At 44.8% G+C, this 21,434-nt stretch carries 17 protein-coding genes; 13 read left to right on the forward strand and 4 right to left on the reverse strand.

Annotation, left to right across the window (positions count from 1 at the left end):
• Positions 1-87: 87 nt before the first annotated feature.
• A complete protein-coding gene (locus ZX61_RS21130; protein ID WP_049846560.1) occupies positions 88-372 on the forward strand; it encodes a GIY-YIG nuclease family protein in 285 nt (94 codons plus the stop codon).
• 79 nt (positions 373-451) lie between these two features.
• On the opposite strand, the gene nadK is transcribed toward ZX61_RS21130, so the two are convergent.
• Complete coding sequence (gene nadK, locus ZX61_RS21135) at positions 452-1,336, reverse strand: NAD(+) kinase (RefSeq protein ID WP_049846561.1); 885 nt, start codon at positions 1,334-1,336, stop codon at positions 452-454.
• 144 nt (positions 1,337-1,480) lie between these two features.
• On the opposite strand from nadK, the gene grpE reads away from it, so the two are divergent.
• From grpE to dnaJ, 4 genes are all read left to right on the forward strand, one after another.
• On the forward strand, positions 1,481-2,077 hold the full coding sequence (gene grpE / locus ZX61_RS21140; protein WP_049846996.1) for a nucleotide exchange factor GrpE: 597 nt from the start codon (positions 1,481-1,483) through the stop codon (positions 2,075-2,077).
• A gap of 284 nt (positions 2,078-2,361) precedes the next feature.
• On the forward strand, positions 2,362-3,639 hold the full coding sequence (locus ZX61_RS21145; protein WP_049846562.1) for a dicarboxylate/amino acid:cation symporter: 1,278 nt from the start codon (positions 2,362-2,364) through the stop codon (positions 3,637-3,639).
• A 326-nt stretch (positions 3,640-3,965) separates the two neighbouring features.
• The gene (gene dnaK / locus ZX61_RS21150) at positions 3,966-5,882 is read left to right on the forward strand and encodes a molecular chaperone DnaK (RefSeq protein ID WP_049846563.1); all 1,917 of its coding nucleotides are present in this window, start codon (positions 3,966-3,968) and stop codon (positions 5,880-5,882) included.
• A gap of 204 nt (positions 5,883-6,086) precedes the next feature.
• Positions 6,087-7,232: a molecular chaperone DnaJ gene (gene dnaJ / locus ZX61_RS21155; RefSeq protein WP_049846564.1), complete on the forward strand. Its 1,146-nt coding sequence runs from the start codon at positions 6,087-6,089 to the stop codon at positions 7,230-7,232.
• Between the two features lie 45 nt (positions 7,233-7,277).
• Here the strand turns inward: dnaJ and ZX61_RS21160 are convergent, their stop codons facing one another.
• Positions 7,278-7,709, reverse strand: a complete 432-nt coding sequence (locus ZX61_RS21160; protein ID WP_049846565.1) for a type IV pilin protein — start codon at positions 7,707-7,709, stop codon at positions 7,278-7,280.
• Positions 7,710-7,812: 103 nt separating this feature from the next.
• Between ZX61_RS21160 and ZX61_RS21165 the strand changes: the two genes are divergently transcribed.
• From ZX61_RS21165 to tadA, 7 genes are all read left to right on the forward strand, one after another.
• Positions 7,813-8,322 (forward strand): GspH/FimT family pseudopilin, encoded by a 510-nt coding sequence (locus ZX61_RS21165; RefSeq protein ID WP_049846566.1) that lies wholly within the window; start codon positions 7,813-7,815, stop codon positions 8,320-8,322.
• Positions 8,315-8,950: a PilW family protein gene (locus ZX61_RS21170; protein WP_235431370.1), complete on the forward strand. Its 636-nt coding sequence runs from the start codon at positions 8,315-8,317 to the stop codon at positions 8,948-8,950. The genes ZX61_RS21165 and ZX61_RS21170 overlap by 8 nt, the downstream gene beginning before the upstream one ends.
• Positions 8,947-10,191 carry a hypothetical protein gene (locus ZX61_RS21175; RefSeq protein WP_049846568.1) on the forward strand — a complete coding sequence of 415 codons (1,245 nt, stop codon included), beginning with the start codon at positions 8,947-8,949 and terminating at the stop codon, positions 10,189-10,191. The genes ZX61_RS21170 and ZX61_RS21175 overlap by 4 nt, the downstream gene beginning before the upstream one ends.
• On the forward strand, positions 10,181-10,600 hold the full coding sequence (locus tag ZX61_RS21180; protein WP_049846569.1) for a type IV pilus modification PilV family protein: 420 nt from the start codon (positions 10,181-10,183) through the stop codon (positions 10,598-10,600). Before ZX61_RS21175 ends, ZX61_RS21180 begins: the two co-directional genes overlap by 11 nt.
• 271 nt (positions 10,601-10,871) lie before the next feature.
• The gene (locus ZX61_RS21185) at positions 10,872-12,431 is read left to right on the forward strand and encodes an AbgT family transporter (RefSeq protein ID WP_049846570.1); all 1,560 of its coding nucleotides are present in this window, start codon (positions 10,872-10,874) and stop codon (positions 12,429-12,431) included.
• A 334-nt stretch (positions 12,432-12,765) separates the two neighbouring features.
• Positions 12,766-14,322, forward strand: coding sequence for an AbgT family transporter (locus ZX61_RS21190; RefSeq protein ID WP_049846571.1), 1,557 nt, complete (start codon positions 12,766-12,768; stop codon positions 14,320-14,322).
• Positions 14,323-14,433: 111 nt separating this feature from the next.
• Complete coding sequence (gene tadA, locus ZX61_RS21195; RefSeq protein ID WP_082173548.1) at positions 14,434-14,973, forward strand: tRNA adenosine(34) deaminase TadA; 540 nt, start codon at positions 14,434-14,436, stop codon at positions 14,971-14,973.
• A 44-nt stretch (positions 14,974-15,017) separates the two neighbouring features.
• Here the strand turns inward: tadA and ZX61_RS24675 are convergent, their stop codons facing one another.
• Both ZX61_RS24675 and mltF read right to left on the reverse strand, forming a co-directional pair.
• Entirely contained in the window at positions 15,018-15,152 is a 135-nt protein-coding gene (locus ZX61_RS24675; protein ID WP_268808193.1) for a hypothetical protein, read from the reverse strand.
• A gap of 204 nt (positions 15,153-15,356) precedes the next feature.
• The gene (gene mltF / locus ZX61_RS21200) at positions 15,357-16,892 is read right to left on the reverse strand and encodes a membrane-bound lytic murein transglycosylase MltF (RefSeq protein ID WP_049846573.1); all 1,536 of its coding nucleotides are present in this window, start codon (positions 16,890-16,892) and stop codon (positions 15,357-15,359) included.
• 315 nt (positions 16,893-17,207) lie between these two features.
• Between mltF and purL the strand changes: the two genes are divergently transcribed.
• On the forward strand, positions 17,208-21,137 hold the full coding sequence (gene purL, locus ZX61_RS21205) for a phosphoribosylformylglycinamidine synthase (protein WP_049846574.1): 3,930 nt from the start codon (positions 17,208-17,210) through the stop codon (positions 21,135-21,137).
• The last annotated feature ends 297 nt before the right edge of the window (positions 21,138-21,434 follow it).

Genomic DNA, 21,434 nt, shown 5'->3' on the forward strand with positions numbered 1-21,434 from the left:
CTTGGCTTAATGGTTCTTTTTTCAAACTTTTTATTCAGAGAGTCCATCTATTATTGATGGAGCGTGGGGTTAGGTGAAGGAGTCCATGTGAAACAACCTGCTATATACATACTGGCTAACCAGTCCGGTAGCTGTTTGTACATTGGCGTCACTAGTAATCTAAAAGCGCGGGTATGGCAGCACAAAAATGGTAGTGTAGATGGATTTAACAAGCGGTATAACATTGACCGTTTAGTCCACTATGAGCTTTATCTTGATATCAAAGACGCCATTGTGAGAGAGAAACAGATGAAAAAATGGAAACGAGAATGGAAAGGGAGATTAATCAATGAAACCAATCGTAATTGGGGGAACTTATACGACTCTCTTTGAGAGATTCCTGACTCTGTCGTTCCTCCACCTCAGTAATGACAGAACATTGTATCTTGTTCTGTCATTACTTACTAAGCTCCTAAAACAACCGACTCGACCAGCCCAATTTGTTTCTCAGGACATGGTAATAGCTGTAATCTTTCGGGTGGATTAGCTTAAGTACATTTGGGCTTTGGTAGATGTGGACTTCATCGCCAGGTGAAACGGGGAGTGAAACTTGACCATCACAGCCGACTTCTTGTGTGCCGCGATTATCTGGTGAGACAATCAGTTTGATGTGGCGCTTACTGTCTACAACCAGTGGCCGGCTAGAAAGCGTGTGTGGGAACATAGGCACAAGTGAGATAGCATTTAAGCTTGGTGACAAAATAGGGCCTCCACCAGAGAGAGAGTAGGCCGTAGAACCTGTTGGTGTCGAGATGATTAACCCATCAGCACGAAGAGAAAACGCGAAACTATCATCGATATAAACTTCAAATTCGATCATATGGGCGACTTGCCCTGGGTGAAGTACTGCTTCATTTAGGGCTGCATTATGGCTTTTAACCTGCCCGTGTCGATGGATCTCTGCCTCAAGCAAGAAGCGCTCTTCTTCAATGAACTCGCCGTTTAACACCGCCGATAACGCCGTTTGGAAATCTTCAGGGTTTAAATCAGTCAAGAAACCCAGGTTGCCGCGATTCACACCGATAACCGAGATATCAAAACGTGATAGGACACGCGCTGCACCAAGCATGTTGCCGTCACCACCCACAACGATGGCTAGATCCGCAATACGACCAAGTTGAATCAGACTGGCAAAATCATCTTTAGGAATGTCATCTAAGATTTCGCACAGTCTATCGTCGATATACACTTTGTAACCTTCACTTTGAAGCCAGGTATAGAGCTCTCGATGAGTGGCTATAGCTTGCTGATCTCTTGGTTTACCAATGATGGCGATCACTTCAAAAGGTTTTTTCATAGGTTTTCCGCACCAAATAGGCTTGATTCGACAATCTTCATCCCCATAATAATGGCAAGTTAGCTATTTATGCGAATTTTTGTGTATCCCAATACGATAAACGTGATGTGTTGGGGACCAATGATGAACAATTCTGGAGATATCATGAGCAACGAAGAAAACAAAGTTACAGAAGAAGAGCTGGATCAAATCATCGAAGAGGCAGAGAAAGTTGAGGCGACAGCTCAAGATGCTGAGGCTGAACTTGAAGAAATTGGTGATGAGAAAGACGCTAAGATTGCTCAATTAGAAGCCGCGCTGCTGACTAGCGAAGCGAGAATTCAAGAACAGCAAGATGGTGTTTTACGCGCTAAGGCGGAAGTTGAAAACATGCGCCGCCGTACCGAAACAGAAATCGACAAAGCTCGTAAATATGCGCTAAACAAGTTTGCTGAAGAGTTACTTCCAGTGATCGACAACCTAGAGCGTGCGATTCAGGCTGCTGATACTGAGAGTGAGGTTGTGAAGCCACTGCTAGAAGGTGTTGAACTAACCCACAAAACGTTTGTTGACACCGTTTCTAAGTTTGGTCTTAAAGAGATCAATCCTGAAGGTGAAGCGTTCAACCCTGAAATGCATCAAGCGATGTCAATTCAAGAAAGCCCTGATCATGAGTCAAACACAGTGATGTTCGTGATGCAAAAAGGTTATGAGCTAAACGGACGTGTTGTTCGTCCAGCCATGGTGATGGTCGCTAAATAATTTGCGCATACAAGATGTTTTAAACACAAGAGAGGCTTAAGCCTCTCTTTTTTTATCCTTCCGGGCTAGATTTGTATGTTGTCAATAACTAATTGATTTGGTGAATTATTCTTGTGATGAACTTTAACTGAAAATTAATTTCTGATTTGAAACTTGTAACATTATCGTAAACAAAGTCTTTATTTTGTAACCTTTGTGTGTATTATGTGCGAACTCCGTCGTAAATAGTGGCGGAATAAACTATAAAACCATAATTTAAGAACACAACATTCTGGAGATGGATGATGGATAAATCGCTTTCAAGCAAGATTTTTGTAGGCTTGTTTGCTGGTCTACTAATTGGTACTGCGATTCAGTACCTTTTCAGCGGGATTGCAATCTTTGATACTTACCTTCTAGGCGCTGCGGAAGGCGCAGGCGGTATGTTTGTATCACTGATCAAGTTACTTGTTGTACCTTTGGTCTATGTTTCAATTGTGTGTGGTATTGTTGATTTGAAAGACATCACTGCATTTGGACGTCTTGGTGGTAAAACCTTTGCTCTATACATTATTAACACCATCATCGCGATTACCGCTGCACTGACTGTTGGTCTTATCTTCCAACCGGGCGCTGACGCGAACTTAGCAGGTACAATTTCAGAGACTGTTAAACTAACGACCACTGAAACACCAGACATCTTCTCACTAGTAGTAAACATTGTACCAAGCAACCCTGTTCAGGCGTTCGCTAACGGTGACATGCTACAAATCATCTTTATGGCTATCCTGACCGGCCTAGCAATTCAAGCGCTTGACTCACGCGGTGGCCCAGCTATCCGTACGTTCAAGATGGCAAACGAAATCATGATGAAGCTAGTTGGTCTAGTGATGAGCCTAGCACCATTTGGTGTGTTCGCGCTGATGATTCAACTAGGTGCAACACTTGACGCAAATACGCTGATGTCTGTAGCAGGCTACGTAGCACTCGTTGTATCAATGCTAGTTTTCTGGATTTTCTTCTTCTATCCAATGGCGGTAGGAGTTGCAACGGGTACTTCTCCAAAGACGTTCCTACGTGCAACGCGTGAGCAGATCCTATTCTCTCTATCAACAGCAAGCTCGAACGCGACTATCCCTGTTACAATGCGCACTTTGACTGAGAAGCTAAAAGTATCTAAGTCAGTAGCAGGCTTTGGTGTACCACTAGGTGCAACAATGAACATGTCAGGTGTATCTATCTACATTGCACTAGCGACTATCTTCGTGGCGAACGCATTTGGTCAGCCTATCAACACGGCAGACGTATTCACTCTGGGTCTTACCATCCTTCTGCTATCTATCGGTGCGGGTGGCGTTCCGGGTGGCGGCGTTGTAATGGTCGGCGTTCTTCTTCACCAATTAGGTCTTCCACCAGAAGGTCTGGCAATCATCGCTGCTGTTGACCGTATCAACGATATGTTCTGTACATCTTCTAACGTAGTGGGCGATACCGCAGTCAACACTATTGTTGCTAAATCTGAAGGTGAAATCGGCAAAGAAGAAATTGAAGTAGAAGCGAAACCAGCTCAAGCGAATGCTTAATCTTTAAAGTGTCGGAAATTGAAAGCGAGCCTTAGGGTTCGCTTTTTTTTTCTTGCTTGTGAGGTAATCAACACTGGAGATGCGATTATTGTCATTTCATAGAGCGAAGAATGAGTGAGTAGGGAATTTCTCGAAGTTATCTGCCAATCTTTTTTAACTTTTTTTCACTGCCTCCCTTGAAAAGCCATTTGCCGCCCTTATCTATTGGGCATAGAGAAGCAAACATCATTATTTTTGTTTGTGAGCAAGGGTTGCAAACCCGATTCTCCATCCCCACATAGGGGATATAGCAAAACGAAAATAGAAATTTATTCGGAGATAGCCTGATGGGTAAAATCATTGGTATTGACTTAGGTACTACTAACTCATGTGTCGCTGTACTAGACGGCGACAAACCACGTGTAATTGAAAACGCAGAGGGTGAGCGCACCACTGCATCGGTAATTGGTTACACAGACGGTGAAACGCTAGTAGGTCAACCTGCAAAACGTCAAGCAGTTACTAACCCAACAAACACGCTATTTGCAATTAAGCGTCTTATTGGTCGTCGTTTCGAAGACGAAGAAGTACAGCGTGATATCGAAATCATGCCTTACAAAATTGTTAAGGCTGACAATGGTGATGCTTGGGTTGAAGCACAAGGCCAGAAAATGGCAGCTCCTCAGGTTTCAGCTGAAATCCTAAAGAAAATGAAGAAAACTGCAGAAGATTTCCTTGGTGAGGAAGTAACTGGCGCAGTTATCACAGTACCTGCTTACTTTAACGATGCTCAGCGTCAAGCAACTAAAGATGCTGGCCGTATCGCAGGTCTAGAAGTTAAACGTATCATCAACGAACCAACAGCTGCTGCTTTAGCATACGGTCTAGACAAGCAAGGCGGTGACCGCACTATCGCTGTATACGACCTTGGTGGTGGTACATTCGATATCTCTATCATCGAGATTGATGAAGTTGAAGGCGAGAAAACTTTCGAAGTACTAGCAACTAACGGTGACACTCACTTAGGTGGTGAAGACTTCGATAACCGCATGATCAACTACCTAGTTGAAGAGTTTAAGAAAGAGCAAGGTATCGATCTTAAGAACGATCCTCTAGCAATGCAGCGTGTTAAAGAAGCAGCAGAAAAAGCGAAAATTGAGCTTTCTTCTACTTCTCAAACCGACGTAAACCTACCTTACGTAACTGCAGATGCAACTGGTCCTAAGCACATGAACGTTAAAGTGACTCGTGCGAAACTAGAATCTCTAGTTGAAGACCTAGTTCAACGCTCTCTTGAGCCACTAAAAGTTGCTCTAGCTGACGCAGACCTGTCGGTAAACGACATCACTGACGTTATCCTAGTTGGTGGTCAGACTCGTATGCCTATGGTTCAAGCGAAAGTTGCTGAGTTCTTCGGTAAAGATGCTCGTAAAGACGTTAACCCTGATGAAGCAGTAGCAATGGGTGCTGCAGTTCAAGGTGGTGTACTTGCGGGTGATGTGAAAGACGTACTTCTACTAGACGTTACTCCTCTATCTCTAGGTATTGAGACTATGGGCGGCGTAATGACTAAGCTAGTTGAGAAGAACACAACTATCCCAACGAAAGCGAACCAAGTTTTCTCTACAGCAGAAGACAACCAGAATGCGGTAACTATCCACGTTCTTCAAGGTGAGCGTAAGCAGGCGATGTACAACAAGTCTCTAGGTCAATTCAACCTAGAAGGTATTCAGCCAGCACCACGTGGTATGCCTCAAATCGAAGTTACTTTCGACCTAGATGCGGACGGTATCCTACACGTATCAGCGAAAGATAAGTCGACTGGTAAAGAGCAGAAGATCACTATCCAAGCTTCTGGCGGTCTAAGCGACGAAGATATCGAGAAAATGGTACAAGAAGCAGAAGCTAACAAAGAAGCGGACAAGAAGTTCGAAGAGCTAGCAACTGCACGTAACCAAGCTGACCAAATGATTCACGGTACTCGCAAGCAAGTGGAAGAAGCAGGTGATGCACTTCCAGCGGACGAGAAAGAGAAGATTGAAGCAGCTATCTCTGAGCTAGAAGAAGCACGTAAGGGTGAAGACAAAGAAGCGATCGACGCTAAAGTTCAAGCACTTATGGCTGCAGCTCAAAAGCTAATGGAAATCGCTCAACAGCAAGCTCAAGCACAGCAAGGCGCTGAAGCTGGTGCAGAACAAGCCCAGCCTCAAGACGACGTAGTTGATGCTGAGTTTGAAGAAGTTAAGGAAGACGGCAAGAAGTAATTCTTGATTCGACATACTTAATTTAATTTCTTACGGGCGTTTGAGGAAACTCATACGCCCGTATGTTTGTAACTAAGATGTCAGTCTAGATAATGGTTCTCGAATCTCGAATCTCGAATCTCGAATCTTTATCTAGAATGATACAAACACCAAGCGGTGAGACAAGCGTCTCCCGTTTGCAGTACTACAGTGGTGACGAAGAACATGTCAAAACGTGATTTTTACGAAGTATTAGGCGTAAGCCGCGATGCATCAGAGCGTGATATTAAAAAGGCCTACAAGCGCCTAGCGATGAAATTCCACCCAGACCGTAATCAGGGTGATGACAGCGCAGCAGAAAAGTTTAAAGAAGTAAAAGAAGCGTACGAAATTCTTCTTGATCCGCAAAAGAAAGCTGCTTACGACCAATATGGTCACGCAGCCTTTGAACAAGGCGGCATGGGTGGTGGCGGCTTCGGTGGCGGCGGCGCTGATTTCGGCGACATCTTTGGCGATGTATTCGGTGATATCTTCGGTGGAGGTCGTCGTGGTGGCGGTGGTGGTCACCGTGCACAGCGTGGTGCTGACCTTCGTTACAACATGGAACTATCGCTTGAAGAAGCGGTTCGCGGTGTCTCTAAAGAAATTGAAGTCCCGACACTGGTTCATTGTGATAGCTGTGAAGGTAGCGGTGCGAAAAAAGGCACTTCAGCTGAAACGTGTGGGACTTGTCATGGACATGGTCAAGTACAGATGCGTCAAGGCTTCTTTGCGGTGCAACAAACTTGTCCTACCTGTCACGGTAAAGGCAAAATCATTAAAGATCCTTGTAACGTGTGCCATGGTCAAGGCCGTAAGCAGAAGACTAAAACACTTAACGTTAAGATCCCAGCTGGCGTAGATACTGGCGATCGTATTCGTCTATCAGGTGAAGGTGAAGCGGGAGAGCATGGCGCTCCAGCGGGTGATTTGTATGTACAGGTCCATGTCAAAGAACACCATATTTTTGAGCGTGACGGCAACAACCTCTACTGTGAAGTACCAGTAAGCTTTGCTATGGCTGCGCTTGGCGGAGAAATCGAAGTTCCAACACTCGATGGCCGTGTGAATCTTAAAGTTCCGACTGAGACGCAAACTGGTCGTATGTTCCGTATGCGTGGTAAAGGTGTGAAAGGTGTTCGAGGCGGTGGTATTGGTGATCTAATCGTTAAACTTGTTGTGGAAACACCTGTGAACTTAAGCGCTCGTCAAAAAGAGCTTCTTAAGGAGTTTGAAGAGTCTTGTGGCGGTGAAGCGGCAACTAAGCACAAACCAAAATCTGAAGGCTTCTTCAACGGTGTGAAGAAATTCTTCGATGACTTAACAAGTTAATTCAACATTACGATTTAGGAAAAGCCTGCAACGAAGCAGGCTTTTTTATTGCCAGCAGCTTTCCGGTTGCATTTCACCCAATTGGTTTAAGGTTAATTGGTTGTAGCTGTTGCCACCACAGCGATCATTTAGCTGAGATCCTAACGGCTGTGCTTTGATGGTATAGCTAGATTTGGATGCAGATATGGTAATGCCGAACTGTGCGCTGTCTAGGGTACAAAAACTACAAACGCCACCATAAAGCACTGAACTTGCTGCCGATTGGTAACTCGCTTGATATTGACGCTCTAATTCTAGCTGTATTTTTACCATGTCGGCGATAGCAGTGGTTCGATGTGCTTTCAGACTATGACTTTGATAGCTTGGGTAAGCCACGGCTGCGAGTATTGAGATGATGGCGACGGTGAGTAGTAGTTCGATCAGCGTCATTGCTTCTAGTTTATTTTTTCTTGAATTACATAATATTTTTCGAATCATTTCTAATGCTTCCTATCTGATTTTAAACCTATTTTTCTAAGCTGTTAGCATGTCATCAAGTTGGAAATTTCTTTTCATTGGACTTTGCATAGGAATTTGGGAAATGTCTCGCGGGTTTACTTTGTTAGAGCTGCTGATCGCGATCATTGTATTAGGAGCTTTGCTCTCGGTGGCCGCACCAAGCTTCCACACTCTTAGCGTAAATAGCCAAATGATGAGAGCAGCGAATGAGCTTAACGGCTTTTTAAACCAAGCTCGCTCCGAGGCTGTGTGGAGAAACCGTGACTTATGGGCGCATTTTTCATTCTCTTCATATCCAGTCCTAGCTAAAGAGTGGGCACTTACATTGACAGATTCTGATACGTTGGGTTCGGGGAATAAAATCTTACTCCTGCAAGGCTCGTCGTTTAAAGATATAAAGTTAGATTGGACGTATACCGCCAATAAAATCAAATTCGAAGGAACGCGAGGTAGAGTGAAAGACGGTAGCTTGACCTTTTATCCCAAAGATCAGGTTAGCTTAGCACTGCGCTTAAAAAGTTCGTTTGCTGGAAATCGAGTTATGATTTGCGCCCTTAGTGAGAGTGACTATGGTTTCCCTGTGTGTGAATAAGAGTCATCAAACAGGAGCTAGCTTAGTCGAACTTCTTGTTGCTTCGCTGATAGGGGTTATCGTGATAGGTACTATTGGTTCGGTGTTTATTAGTGGGCAAAAGCTAGTGGCGCACAGAGGAAAGCAGTTGCTCCTAACCCAGAATTTATCAAGCACAATGTTACAAATCAAAGAGGATATTCAGCGGGCAGGCTTTAATGGTGTTGCTACTTCTCCCGCCATGCTGTCTGGTGCAACTTCAAACCTTTATATAGAAACACAACCTGGTTTGGTTGGGTATGTTTACCGTGTCGCTTCATCGGGAACATCGGCATTTCGTAATGTTGTGTTTAAGCGTGAAGAATCACAAGTGTCAAACCTTGGAGACTCGCTTAAGGTATGTGAGAAGCACACGGTTGAGCCTCTTTCTGTTTCCTCTGCCTCTAAATCCGGCCTAGGAGGTTTTTGCTTTAACGTATTTAACCCAAAACAAATATCAGTATCGGATTTTGCACTACATAGTCAAACAGTTAAAGGCGGCGAGGCAGAGATGGCAATGGTGACTATTTCAATCAGCGCGTACCTTGTTGCTGACAGTGGGATTTCTTACCAAACCGGTATAACCATTCTAGAGAGAAATTGGCAATGAGGCGTGTAGATGAAAAAGGGTGGGTGACTCTACTAGTGACATCTGTACTTCTTATTTCAACTTTAGTTTTGGGGTTAACGAGCTACAAGGTGTTGTTTTATCAAATTAAAAGAGCGCAAAATGAAATAAAGGTAAGGAAAGCTCATTGGTTGTCGGAAGCGGGAATAGAGTGCGTTTATGCTTATATACATAGGTACCCTGATAAACTGAGTGCGCTCTCTTCCGCTTCAAACACCTTACTTAATGATGTGTGCAAGCAAGACTTGAAACTAGAATCTCTCTATATTGAGCCGCTAAGTGGAGATAGCTACGTTGTACACGCCAATAGTGAAAACTATCGGATTAATCGACGCTTTCATCACAGCGAAGTGAGTGGTATGGGCGCGATTCAATCGAGAGCTGACTTGCGTCTGATAGGTAGTATTAATATTGCACCAGATGCTCCAAGAGAGGTTAGATCTGACGGCCTTTATGAGTGTGTGGCAGTGAGGTATCTATCTAAAGTAGTGTTCGAAACAGAGGGAAGCACAGGTACACTGTCGACTCGCTCACCTATGCGCAATGGCCCCTACAGCGGATTTAACGGCGAGTGCGCACCAGAGTACAAAACCGCTCTTTCTAGCAACCAAAGCACATCTGAAAATGGCAACCTGTTTAAAAACGATTACCAGCAAGATTCACAACTTAGTACATTTAACAACTACTTCAATATGGAAAAAAGTGCTGAAAATATTGCGCTCGCTAAGCTGCAATATCAAGTGATCTCGTTAGCGACGATGATTGATGGGCACAACTGCGCCGATGTTATTAATACCTATTTGACACCAACCGCCAACAAGTTATGGATCGAAGGACACTGCGTGATAACCACGCTATTGAACGTCTCTTGGCCTTCATCATTAGTGGTCGAAAATGGCATCTTTGCTGCAACAGGACCGAATGTGTTTGCGGGATCTTTTTATCATTTGGTTGATATGTCGTCGCTCGACTTTAGTGAACTGAGTATTAGCGAATATTGGAATGAGGTGAGTTTTAAAAATTCGATTGAAACTTGGCTTGGTAATAAAACGGTGTATTTTGATAATGGAGCATTTCGCCCGGAAGGTGGAATGCACTTCGATGCCGAGGGGGGCGAAGCCGTATTAAAAGGCTCTTATGATTTAGATTACTTCTCTTCTAACAATCCCGTACAGGGACGCAAAGTATTTACTTGGTATCCTGGAGGTTGGTATGTGCAGTAATCAGCAAGGTTTTAGTTTTCTGGAAGTGCTGATTGCCTTGCTATTGATTGGTATTGCCAGCTTGGCGCTGATAAAGATGCAAGTGTATACCGAGCAACGTGCCGATTTTGCTGTTAAGAGTTTAGAAAGCCTGAATTTGATGGAACAAAAACTTGAGTGGTTTCGCACACGTGAAGCGGATCCAACTCTGTCGGCAATTTCAGTAGCAGATTTTGAGTTGATCACTAATGGTTCAGAATCACACCCGCCTTATCAGCTTATTTGGAAGGTCACAACGCCATCGAGCGCTGTTTCTTCGGCGCTAAAGCACATTACTATTACTGCACATTGGCAAGATCGTTTAGGAAAGCTCCAACAAGTCACGCTCAACACCATGATTGCAAAACATGGTGAATTTATAAGCAGATAGATTCATATTGTGAATTGGTAGATCTATTTTACTAACCTGCATACGTTATATTTTGCATTTTGGTTTCATTATTGTTTAGTAATGTCGAGTGTTTGTGTTTTGACTTTGTTGCACGTAGATGGCGTTTTTGCAAAATATGTCTCCAATTATGGAAAAACCTCTAGATTGTTGTGCTTTATTAGAGTGGATTCACTAAAATACGTGGTGAAAAATAGACCGACATAATAAATGCATAAAGGTCTACCGCAACAACATCACATATGGAGTTACCATGAGTAACCAAGCAATTAATAAAGCTCCGTCACCAAAGCCTAGTGGTATGGACCGCTTCCTTAACTTTATTGAACGAGCAGGTAACAAGATCCCGGATCCTGCTATTCTGTTCTTTTGGGCACTGATCATTACATGGGGTGCATCTGCCCTTCTTTCTAACTTCACGTTCGATCTCATTAATCCACGTTCGGGTGAAGCGCTTGCAATCAACAACCTTCTGACTGGCGAATCTTTAGCAAGCTTTCTAGCGAACATGGTGACAACCTTTACTGGCTTTGCACCATTAGGTATCGTGCTTGTTGCGATGCTAGGTGTTGGTGTTGCTGACTCTTCTGGCTTCATTACAACTGGCCTGAAGAAAATGCTTAACTTCACACCAGCTAAGCTACTTACACCAATGCTGATCCTTGTAGCAATTGTATCGCACACTGCAGCAGATGCGGGTTACGTACTGGTTATTCCTCTTGGTGGTATTATTTTCCACGCAGCTGGCCGTCACCCTCTAGCGGGTATCGCAGCGGCGTTTGCTGGTGTCTCTGGCGGTTTCTCTGCTAACTTTATCCCTTCAGGTATCGACCCACTGTTAGCAGGTTTCACACAAACAGCAGCGCAGGTACTTGACCCTGAGTATGTAGTTAACCCATTGGCTAACATCTTCTTCACGGGTATCTCTTCAGTAATCATCGTAGCGATTGGTTGGTATGTTACAGAGAAAATCATTGAACCTCGCTTAGCAAATACACCGGTTGATGAAGATGCAGAAAAAGCACCGGATCTAGGTTCATTCACTGAGCTAGAGTCTAAAGCGTTCCGTTACGCGGGTTGGGCTATGCTTGCGGGTATCGCTGTGCTAGTTGCTGCTTTGATCCCTGAAACATCAGCACTGCGTTCTCCAGACGGTGAAATTACAGCGTTCTCAGCGCCAATTATGAAGTCGATTGTGCCATTGATCTTCATCCTGTTTATCATCCCTGGTTACGTTTACGGTAAAGTGTCGGGTACGTTCAAAACCAGTAACGATATTATCAAAGCGATGGCGGATACTATGTCTACCATGGGTGCTTATATCGTAATGTCGTTCTTCTGTGCTCAGTTCCTATCAGCGTTCGCTCAGTCAAACATTGGCACTCTATTAGCGCTATACGGTGCTGAAGGCTTGAAAGCGATGAACCTGCCTGGTGAAGCAACGATCATCGGTATGATTCTTCTAACAGCGGCAGTTAACCTTCTCATCGGTTCTGCGTCAGCGAAATGGGCTCTGATTGGCCCAATCCTAGTTCCAATGCTGATGGCTGTAGGTATCTCACCAGAATTGTCTCAAGCGGCTTACCGCGTCGGTGATTCTGTTTCGAACATCATTTCACCTCTGATGGTCTTCTTCCCACTTGTCGTGGTGTACTGTCAGCGTTATGTGAAGTCGACCGGTATTGGTACACTTGCTTCACTAATGATGCCATTCTCTATCGCAATGCTAATCGGTTGGTCTATCTTCCTAGTTGCGTACTGGATGCTAGGTATCCCGCTAGGTATTCAAGCTCCATACACTTACACCATGTAATTGTTGGTCACCAAACACTAAATGATAAAGCCTCGCTAATTAGCGAGGCTTTTGTTTTTGAGTGGAATATAAGTCTGCTAAATGGGTTAATGCTGGTTTCTTTAATTGTTAAAATTAATTTTTATTGGTTATAAATTCTTTCAAATGGCTATTAAGTGACATTAATAGTAGATCTGTATGTTTCGCTTTGGCCTTTTGTTTGGTTATAACTATTCACGATAGTTTTTTATATTACTTACTCTTATAAGTGTGGTTTTACACCATATATTCTGTTTGATAATGTGCCCGACCAATTTATTAAATGTGACTCAGTTAAAAGTTTAGGATGTCATTTATGAGTGAAATTGCAGCACCTGAAGTAAAGCCTTCAGGGGTTATCGGGTTCATCGAAAGAGCGGGTAAGAAGATCCCAGATCCGGTCATTATATTTATGTTTTTGTTTGCGCTTTCTCTGGTTATTACCGGATTAATGGATGGCGTGAGCTTTGAAACCATCGGCAAGGGTGGGGAAGCGGTTCAGTTCTCGATTAAGAACATGTTAGCGGCGGAAAATTTCCGTTGGATGTTTGAGAACGCTCTACTGCAAAACTGGCTAGCGTTTGGTCATGGCGTACTTGGCGTTATCTTGATTGTTATGTTAGGTGTTGGTATTGCGGAGAACTCAGGACTTTTAACCGCAGTCATCAAAAAGGTCGGCCTAAAGATTAGTGACCGCTTACTTCCACTACTGGTTGTCTTCCTTGGCATCATGAGTTCCATTGCGGCTGATGCGGGTTACTTAGTACTGATTCCTTTAGCGGGTCTTCTATACGCAGGTCTTGGCAAAAACCCACTCATTGGTATGGCGGCGGCATTTGCTGGTGTATCAGCAGGCTTTAGCGCCAACTTACTACCAGCAACACCAGTTGATGTTGTTTTAGGTGTGAATGCTAAGATCTTTGCTGAGTCACAAAACATCCCATTCGTTGGTCGTAATGGTGAAGAGCTTAATCCAGCTACCATGCACTATTTCTTTGTTTTAGTGTCAACCTTCTTACTCGCTGTGGTTGGTGCTTGGGTTACCACACGTTTTATCACTCCTCGTCTGGAAAAGATGACTTATCAACTTCCAGAGGAAGTAAACTTTGATGAGTTTGAGCTTACCAAGCAAGAGCAAAAAGGTCTGCGTTGGGCCGGTGTTGGTCTATTAGTGACTTTAGCAGCGATCTATGGCTTAGCGATTGGTCCATTAGCGACTTATACCAATGACGCTGGTAAAGAGGTAACCCCTTACCTAGATAACATCATCCTTCTTATCTCTTTGGTGTTTGCTGTTGTTGGTCTGTGCTTTGGTGTTGCAACTGGCAAATTCAAGAAGCTTCAAGACGTTGTAACTGCGATGGTTAAGCAGATGAACACCATGGGTTATGTGTTAGTACTAACCTTCTTCTGTTACAACTTCTTAGCGCTACTTAGCTACTCAGGTTTGGGCACTTATGTGACTTATCTAGGCGCGACTTTCTTACAGTCACTGGGTCTTCAACAGTTCCCTGCGTTAATGCTGCTTGGCTTTATTTTGACCACCGCTGTGATTAACTTGTTCGTTGGTGGCCTAACATCCAAATGGATGCTGCTTGGTCCAATTTTCGTTCCAATGTTGTATCAGGTTAACCCGAATATGACACCAGATTTAGTCACCGCGGCTTACCGTGTTGCTGATTCTTCCACCAACATCATTACTCCAATGATGAGCTATGCCGGTGTTGTTCTCGCCTTTATGCGTAAGTACAAACCTGAGCTGACATTTGGTGATGTGATTGCCATTATGGTGCCTTATTCGGTCGCTTTCTTAACTTTGTGGTCGGCAGTATTGATTGGTTTCTTTACCTTTGGCTTGCCGTTAGGTTTTTAATCTTACCGAACTATCTATTAACAACGCCCAGCTTAAAATGTTGGGCGTTTTGTTATACTCGATTTGAAACGCTATAATCCATCTCCCTAATTAATGCTGCGAGCAAACATAGTGTCTATTGAGCAAGAAGCCCCCCAATTTTCTGAACAAGATCATCACTTTATGCGTATGGCTATGCAACTTGCCGAGAGAGCCGAAGCGGAAGGTGAAGTGCCCGTCGGTGCTGTTTTAGTCAAAGATGGTGAAGTGATTGCACAGGGTTGGAACCAGTCGATAGGTGAGCACGATGCCACGGCGCATGCTGAAATTCAGACATTGCGTAAAGCAGGCCAAGCGTTGCAGAATTATCGGCTGTTGGATACTACCCTTTATGTCACTCTAGAGCCATGCCCCATGTGCGCTGGGGCGCTATTACATAGCCGAGTGAAGAGAGTTGTATTTGGAGCTCGCGATCTAAAAGCTGGAGCTGCTGGGACTGTGTTAAATCTGTTTGAGCACCAAGCAGCTTACCACTATGCAGATGTCGAGTATGGTTTGCTAGAAGAAGAGTGCCGTATTCAGCTTCAGACATTCTTTAAACGTCGTCGTAAAGAGAAAAGAGCGCAGCGTAAAAAGGCAAGAAAACTAAAGCTGAAACTACAGGGTGAGTAAGCTTTCAAGCAAACATCTTCATTAAGATGTTTGCTCTTTGTGGATTATACAGCGATTAACTGCATAAAAGCGCGGTGACGTGCAATCACCTTTTTCTTGTTGTTGCTTAACATACGCTTTCGGCGGTTTGCTGCAACAGTCTTATTAAGGCGTTTTGACTGCATTCTACGTCTAGCCATAAAACAACCTCCTATTATGGTTAAAACTAAATCAATCACGAATGGAATCGAAGGCGACAAATATTCAAACGGTTAACGTCTTATACCTGCTCATTGTTACGATTTTAAGAAAGTCCGTAAGTGATCTTCGACACGATATTATATGTGGGCGATTTGAAGGGAAATCAAGAGCGCTATCTTTAAGCAAAATAGCGCTCCCGGTGATTATTGTTCGCCTGTATTCTCATTTACTAACGCGGGCTGTGCTGCAGAAGTCGATGTCGCGTCTGAGATTGAAGCTTCAGGTACTTGGATTACGGTTAAATCATCTATGCTGGCATCATCATTTGAGACTGATTGTTGCTCTACATGACCGATGATACTTTGGTAATAACGGCGAATGTTTTCAACGTAGTTACGTGCCTCATCGCCACGAGCGAATCCGTAACGCGTTTGACTGTAATACTTTTTCTGACGCAGCAGTGGCAGACGATCTTTAACATCTGACCACGCATCTGGGTTACCGCCTTGGCGCTTGGTCAGACGTCTGGCATCCATCATATGACCATAGCCCACGTTGTAGGAAGCCAGAGCAAACCAAATCTTTTCATGTTCTTCGATTGAATCAGGGATGCGTTCAACCATCCGGCGTAGATATTCCACGCCACCGCGCACAGACTGATTAGGATTGAGGCGATTGGTAACGCCAACGCTTTTTGCTGTTGGCAATGTGAGCATCATCATCCCACGTACCCCAGTTGGTGATTTTGCTACAGGGTTCCAATGAGATTCTTGGTAAGCCAAGGCTGCAACTAGGCGCCAGTCAAATTCATCAGAATATTTTTTAAATAGTGGTGACCATTTCGGTAGTTTAGAATCGAGAGCGCGAATAAAAGCGCGGGTATCAACATAATCAAAGCTGCCAACATGGCCAATGTATTTCTCTTCGAGAGAAGCAAGGTGGCCGGATTGGTTTATTGCACCGAAAAACTCAATTAAAAGTCCGTACAGGCTTTCATCTTGAGAGGGACGTAAAAACCATGAAATAGGCTGATCTTCTGTCAGTTCGAACGCTAGTGCGATATCTGGATAGATTCGCTGAGAGAGTGATACCTCTACTGAATCTGCGACTGTGAATCTCAACTCTCCTTTAGATACGGCTTTAAGCAGATCATTAACATCTGCATTGGGATCAACGTGATAGGAAAACTCAGGATACTGGGTCTTAATATCTGTAAGAGTTTTATTAAAGTGAGAGTCACCGACAATGCTTAAGATATCTTGCCCCTGATTTTTTTCGATCAGTTCAGCCTGCTTTGCGAGTAGTTGTTTCAGGCTTCTGGGGCGCCAATTGCCTTTCTTATACACCACTTGTTGGCTTACGTAATAGTAAGCAGGGCCTGGGCGGAAGTTGTTAAGACGTTCAGGTGATTGACTCAGCCCTGCCGCTATGATGTCTATTTCACCTTTTTCGAGAGCAGGGTAGAGGCTAGAAATACGGTAAGCAGGTTTCATCTCAAGCTGAACACCTAACTCGTTAGCGAATTCGCGTGCTAACTCATAGTCGAGACCAGCAGGGCCGTCGGGACCAATATAATATGACAGTTGGTTGTTTAGGGTACCTACGCGTAGCACGCCACGCTCTTTAATTAAGTCGAGTTCACTTTTGGGTTCTGATTCGATTTGGCAGCCTGAGAGCAACAAGGCTGAAATCATAATCAGACTCAGTGACATAAAGTGACTTTTATAATACTTCTTCATTAACGACGATCTCATACATCCAGTACGGCATTTATAGCAGAGTGTCATAACAAGGCAAGCCAATCAGTGAGTAGGCGAGATAACTGTAGTTAAAATCTTAATCTTGTTGTAATTCAAAATTGACAAAAAAAATGACGCAAACGGTTGCTTTTGGTGTTACATCACAAAAATAATTGCTATATAATGCGCTCGCAAGTGAAGAGGTGGAATCGGCATAGGTTTGGCAGAATTTCGTGAATAGCTTCGAAGTAGTGCAGTAACTCACTGAATTTATTCCAATATCACCTTAATCAATTGCATAAGAGACCTAAGCGCATGAGAATTTTTCGTGGCTCCCCAGCTCTATCTGAATTTCGTGTTAACAAGCTTCTAGAGCTTTGTCGTGAACTGGGCCTACCTGTAACAGGTATTTACGCTGAGTTTGCACACTTTGCTGATCTAACGACAGACCTAGATGCGTCTGAAGTTGAGAAACTAGAAAAACTCCTAACTTATGGTCCAACACTTTCTTTTGACGAAAATGGTGAAGAGTACGCACCTGAAGGTCTACTTCTTCTTGCGACTCCTCGCCCAGGTACTATCTCGCCTTGGTCTTCAAAGTCGACGGATATCGCTAATAACTGTGGTCTAGATAAGGTTGTTCGTCTAGAGCGTGGTACGGCTTACTACATCGAATCATCGGCTGAGCTAAGCGAGCTTCAACTGGTTGAGCTCAAAGCTATCTTGCATGACCGCATGATGGAAGTGGTATTCACTGAATTTGAATCTGCACAAGCACTATTCCAAGTGGCTGAGCCTGCGCCAGTCGCGGATGTTGACCTACTTAAAGGTGGCCGTGCTGCACTTGAAAACGCAAACGTTACCCTAGGTCTTGCACTTGCCGATGACGAAATCGAATATCTTTACGATGCGTTCGTAAACAAACTGGATCGTAACCCTACCGACATCGAGCTAATGATGTTTGCACAGGCGAACTCAGAGCACTGTCGTCACAAGATCTTCAACGCAGATTGGACTATCGACGGTGTTAAGCAAGAGAAGTCTCTGTTTAAGATGATCAAGAACACTTTCGAAACGACACCAGAAAATGTGCTATCTGCATATAAAGATAACGCAGCGGTAATGGTAGGTTCTGATGTGGGTCGCTTCTTCCCGAATCCAGAAACTCGTCAATACGGTTACAGCCAAGAGAAAGCACATATTCTTATGAAGGTGGAAACGCACAACCACCCAACAGCTATCTCTCCATGGCCGGGTGCCTCTACAGGTTCAGGCGGTGAAATCCGTGATGAAGGCGCAACAGGTATTGGTGGTAAGCCAAAAGCAGGTCTTGTTGGCTTTACAACTTCTAACCTACGCATTCCAGGTTTTGAACAACCATGGGAAACAGATTTCGGTAAGCCGGGGCGAATCGTTAACGCACTAGACATCATGCTAGAAGGCCCACTCGGTGGCGCGGCGTTCAACAACGAATTTGGTCGTCCAAACCTGCTCGGTTACTTCCGTACTTACGAAGAAAAAGTGAACTCTCACGCAGGTGAAGAGGTTCGTGGTTACCACAAACCAATCATGATTGCTGGTGGTATGGGTAACATCCGTGACGAGCACGTGCAGAAGAAAGAGATCCCGGTCGGTGCAAGCTTAATTGTGCTTGGCGGTCCTGCAATGAACATCGGCCTAGGTGGCGGTGCGGCATCTTCAATGGCGTCTGGTCAATCAGCAGAAGATCTAGATTTTGCTTCAGTACAGCGTGAAAACCCAGAAATGGAACGCCGTTGTCAGGAAGTGATCGACCGTTGTTGGCAGCTAGGTGATGCTAACCCAATCGCATTCATCCACGATGTTGGCGCCGGCGGTATCTCTAACGCACTTCCAGAACTGGTAGACGATGGCGAACGTGGTGGTATTTTCCAACTACGTGATGTACCAAATGATGAACCAGGTATGAGCCCGCTTGAGATCTGGTGTAATGAATCTCAAGAGCGTTACGTAATGGCGGTTGCACCAGAGAACATGGAAGTATTCGATGCGATCTGTAAGCGTGAGCGCGCACCATACGCTGTAGTAGGTGTGGCAACGGAAGAGCGTGAACTGAAACTTGAAGATTCACACTTCGACAACACGCCAATCGACATGCCAATGGATGTGCTTCTAGGTAAGACGCCTAAGATGCACCGTGATGCAAAAACACTTAAAGCGAATAACCCAGCAGTTAACTGTGATGGTATTGAGTTAAACGAAGCAGCAGAGCGCGTGCTACGTCTACCAACAGTTGCTGAGAAAACATTCCTAATTACTATCGGTGACCGCACGGTGACTGGCCTGGTGGCGCGTGACCAAATGGTTGGCCCATGGCAGGTTCCAGTAGCAAACTGCGCAGTAACAGCAGCAAGCTACGACACGTACCACGGTGAAGCGATGTCGATGGGTGAGCGCACGCCAGTGGCGCTACTAGACTTTGGCGCTTCGGCTCGTCTAGCGGTGGGCGAGGCGATCACGAACATCGCAGCGACAAACATCGGTGATATCAAACATATTAAACTGTCTGCGAACTGGATGTCTCCAGCAGGTCACCCAGGTGAAGATGCAGGTCTTTACGAAGCGGTGAAAGCTGTGGGTGAAGAGCTATGTCCAGCACTTGGTCTAACTATCCCTGTAGGTAAAGACTCAATGTCGATGAAGACTAAGTGGATCGATAACGGCGAGCAGAAAGAAGTAACTTCTCCGCTGTCTCTAATCATCACTGCGTTTGCTCGTGTTGAAGATATACGTAAGACAATCACACCTCAGCTTCGCACCCCTGAAACCTTGGAAGGACTAGGTGACACATCTCTAGTTCTTATCGACCTAGGTAACGGTAAGAACCGTCTAGGCGCAACAGCACTAGCACAGGTTTACAAGCAGCTTGGTGATAAGCCAGCAGACGTAGACAACGCAGCGCAGCTAAAAGGTTTCTACGAAGGTGTTCAAACTCTAGTAGCGAACGACCAAGTCGTGGCTTACCACGACAAGGGGGACGGTGGTCTGTTCGTAACACTTGCTGAAATGGCATTCGCGGGTCACTGTGGCGTTAAAGCAGATATTGCGAACCTAGGTGAAGATGCACTAGCTGCTCTATTTAATGAAGAGCTCGGTGCAGTACTTCAGGTTAAGAATGATGATCTAGATGCTGTTCTTTCTACACTTGCTGCAAACGGTCTAGAAGCGTGCTCACACGTAATCGGCTCTGTAGAAGCATCTGACGAGCTAGTCATCACTTCTGGTGAGACAGTGGTTCTAGAACGTAACCGCACTGAACTGCGTACTATCTGGGCAGAGACAACGCATAAGATGCAAGGTCTACGTGATAACCCAGCATGTGCAGACCAAGAGCATGAAGCGAAGAAAGATAACTCAGACCCTGGTCTAAACGTTAAGCTAAGCTTCGACGTAAACGAAGATATCGCTGCTCCTTACATCGCGAAAGGTGCCAAGCCTAAGATGGCAGTTCTGCGTGAGCAGGGCGTTAACTCTCATGTTGAAATGGCAGCAGCCTTTGACCGTGCAGGTTTTGAAGCAACAGATATTCACATGAGTGACATTCTAACGGGTCAAGCTGTTTTAGAAGAGTACCAAGGCCTAGTGGCTTGTGGTGGCTTCTCTTACGGTGACGTGCTAGGTGCAGGTGAAGGTTGGGCTAAGTCTATCTTGTTCAACGAGCAAGCTCGCAACCAGTTTGAAGGCTTCTTCAAACGTGAAGATACCTTCTCTCTAGGTGTGTGTAACGGCTGTCAGATGCTATCGAACCTAAAAGAGTTAATCCCTGGAGCAGACCTGTGGCCACGCTTCGTTCGTAATGAATCTGAGCGTTTTGAAGCTCGCTTCAGCTTAGTCGAAGTACAGAAGTCTGACTCTGTATTCTTCGATGGCATGGCAGGTTCTCGTATGCCAATCGCAGTCTCTCACGGTGAAGGTCGCGTAGAAGTACGTGACGCTGACCACCTAGCCGCGATTGAAGCATCAGGTATGGTTTCGGTTCGTTACGTGGATAACCACGGCAATGCGACTCAGCAATACCCGAACAACCCGAACGGTTCACCAAACGCAATCACAGGTCTAACAACTCAAGATGGTCGTGTAACGATTATGATGCCGCACCCTGAGCGTGTATTCCGTACAGTAGCGAACTCTTGGTCTCCTGAAGGTTGGGGCGAGAACGGTGCGTGGATGCGTATGTTCCAAAACGCACGGAAAAACATCGGCTAAACGCTAAGAGTATAAAATAAGATGTTAAGCGCAGATCGAGAGGTCTGCGCTTTCTTTTTTTAGAATCGAGAATCGAGAAGCGGGAACGGGCTGCGCCCTATGGATCGCTTCGCGGGATGAGAGTGTGCATAATACCATGCACCAAAACCTACTCATGTAACACTAGATTAAACCTCTCGAAGGGCGGAGCCCGTTCTAGATTCTCGCGGGCGAAGCCCGATCTCGTAGCGAAGCGTTCCTGATAGACGTATTCCGCAAAATACTTGCAGCGTTTTGATAGCTTTTATGCTCTAATAC

The sequence above is a fragment of the Vibrio sp. VPAP30 genome (assembly GCF_001188205.1).
Lineage (GTDB): Bacteria > Pseudomonadota > Gammaproteobacteria > Enterobacterales > Vibrionaceae > Vibrio > Vibrio bivalvicida.

Excerpts from the sequence above, each read along its gene's own strand:
- purL (WP_049846574.1), top strand. The coding sequence starts at position 17,208 with ATGAGAATTTTTCGTGGCTCCCCAGCTCTATCTGAATTTCGTGTTAAC.
- ZX61_RS21180 (WP_049846569.1), top strand. The coding sequence starts at position 10,181 with ATGTGCAGTAATCAGCAAGGTTTTAGTTTTCTGGAAGTGCTGATTGCC.
- ZX61_RS24675 (WP_268808193.1), bottom strand. The coding sequence starts at position 15,152 with ATGGCTAGACGTAGAATGCAGTCAAAACGCCTTAATAAGACTGTTGCA.
- nadK (WP_049846561.1), bottom strand. The coding sequence starts at position 1,336 with ATGAAAAAACCTTTTGAAGTGATCGCCATCATTGGTAAACCAAGAGAT.
- ZX61_RS21185 (WP_049846570.1), top strand. The coding sequence starts at position 10,872 with ATGAGTAACCAAGCAATTAATAAAGCTCCGTCACCAAAGCCTAGTGGT.
- ZX61_RS21190 (WP_049846571.1), top strand. The coding sequence starts at position 12,766 with ATGAGTGAAATTGCAGCACCTGAAGTAAAGCCTTCAGGGGTTATCGGG.
- dnaJ (WP_049846564.1), top strand. The coding sequence starts at position 6,087 with ATGTCAAAACGTGATTTTTACGAAGTATTAGGCGTAAGCCGCGATGCA.
- ZX61_RS21175 (WP_049846568.1), top strand. The coding sequence starts at position 8,947 with ATGAGGCGTGTAGATGAAAAAGGGTGGGTGACTCTACTAGTGACATCT.
- dnaK (WP_049846563.1), top strand. The coding sequence starts at position 3,966 with ATGGGTAAAATCATTGGTATTGACTTAGGTACTACTAACTCATGTGTC.
- ZX61_RS21145 (WP_049846562.1), top strand. The coding sequence starts at position 2,362 with ATGGATAAATCGCTTTCAAGCAAGATTTTTGTAGGCTTGTTTGCTGGT.
- ZX61_RS21165 (WP_049846566.1), top strand. The coding sequence starts at position 7,813 with ATGTCTCGCGGGTTTACTTTGTTAGAGCTGCTGATCGCGATCATTGTA.
- mltF (WP_049846573.1), bottom strand. The coding sequence starts at position 16,892 with ATGAAGAAGTATTATAAAAGTCACTTTATGTCACTGAGTCTGATTATG.
- ZX61_RS21160 (WP_049846565.1), bottom strand. The coding sequence starts at position 7,709 with ATGATTCGAAAAATATTATGTAATTCAAGAAAAAATAAACTAGAAGCA.
- grpE (WP_049846996.1), top strand. The coding sequence starts at position 1,481 with ATGAGCAACGAAGAAAACAAAGTTACAGAAGAAGAGCTGGATCAAATC.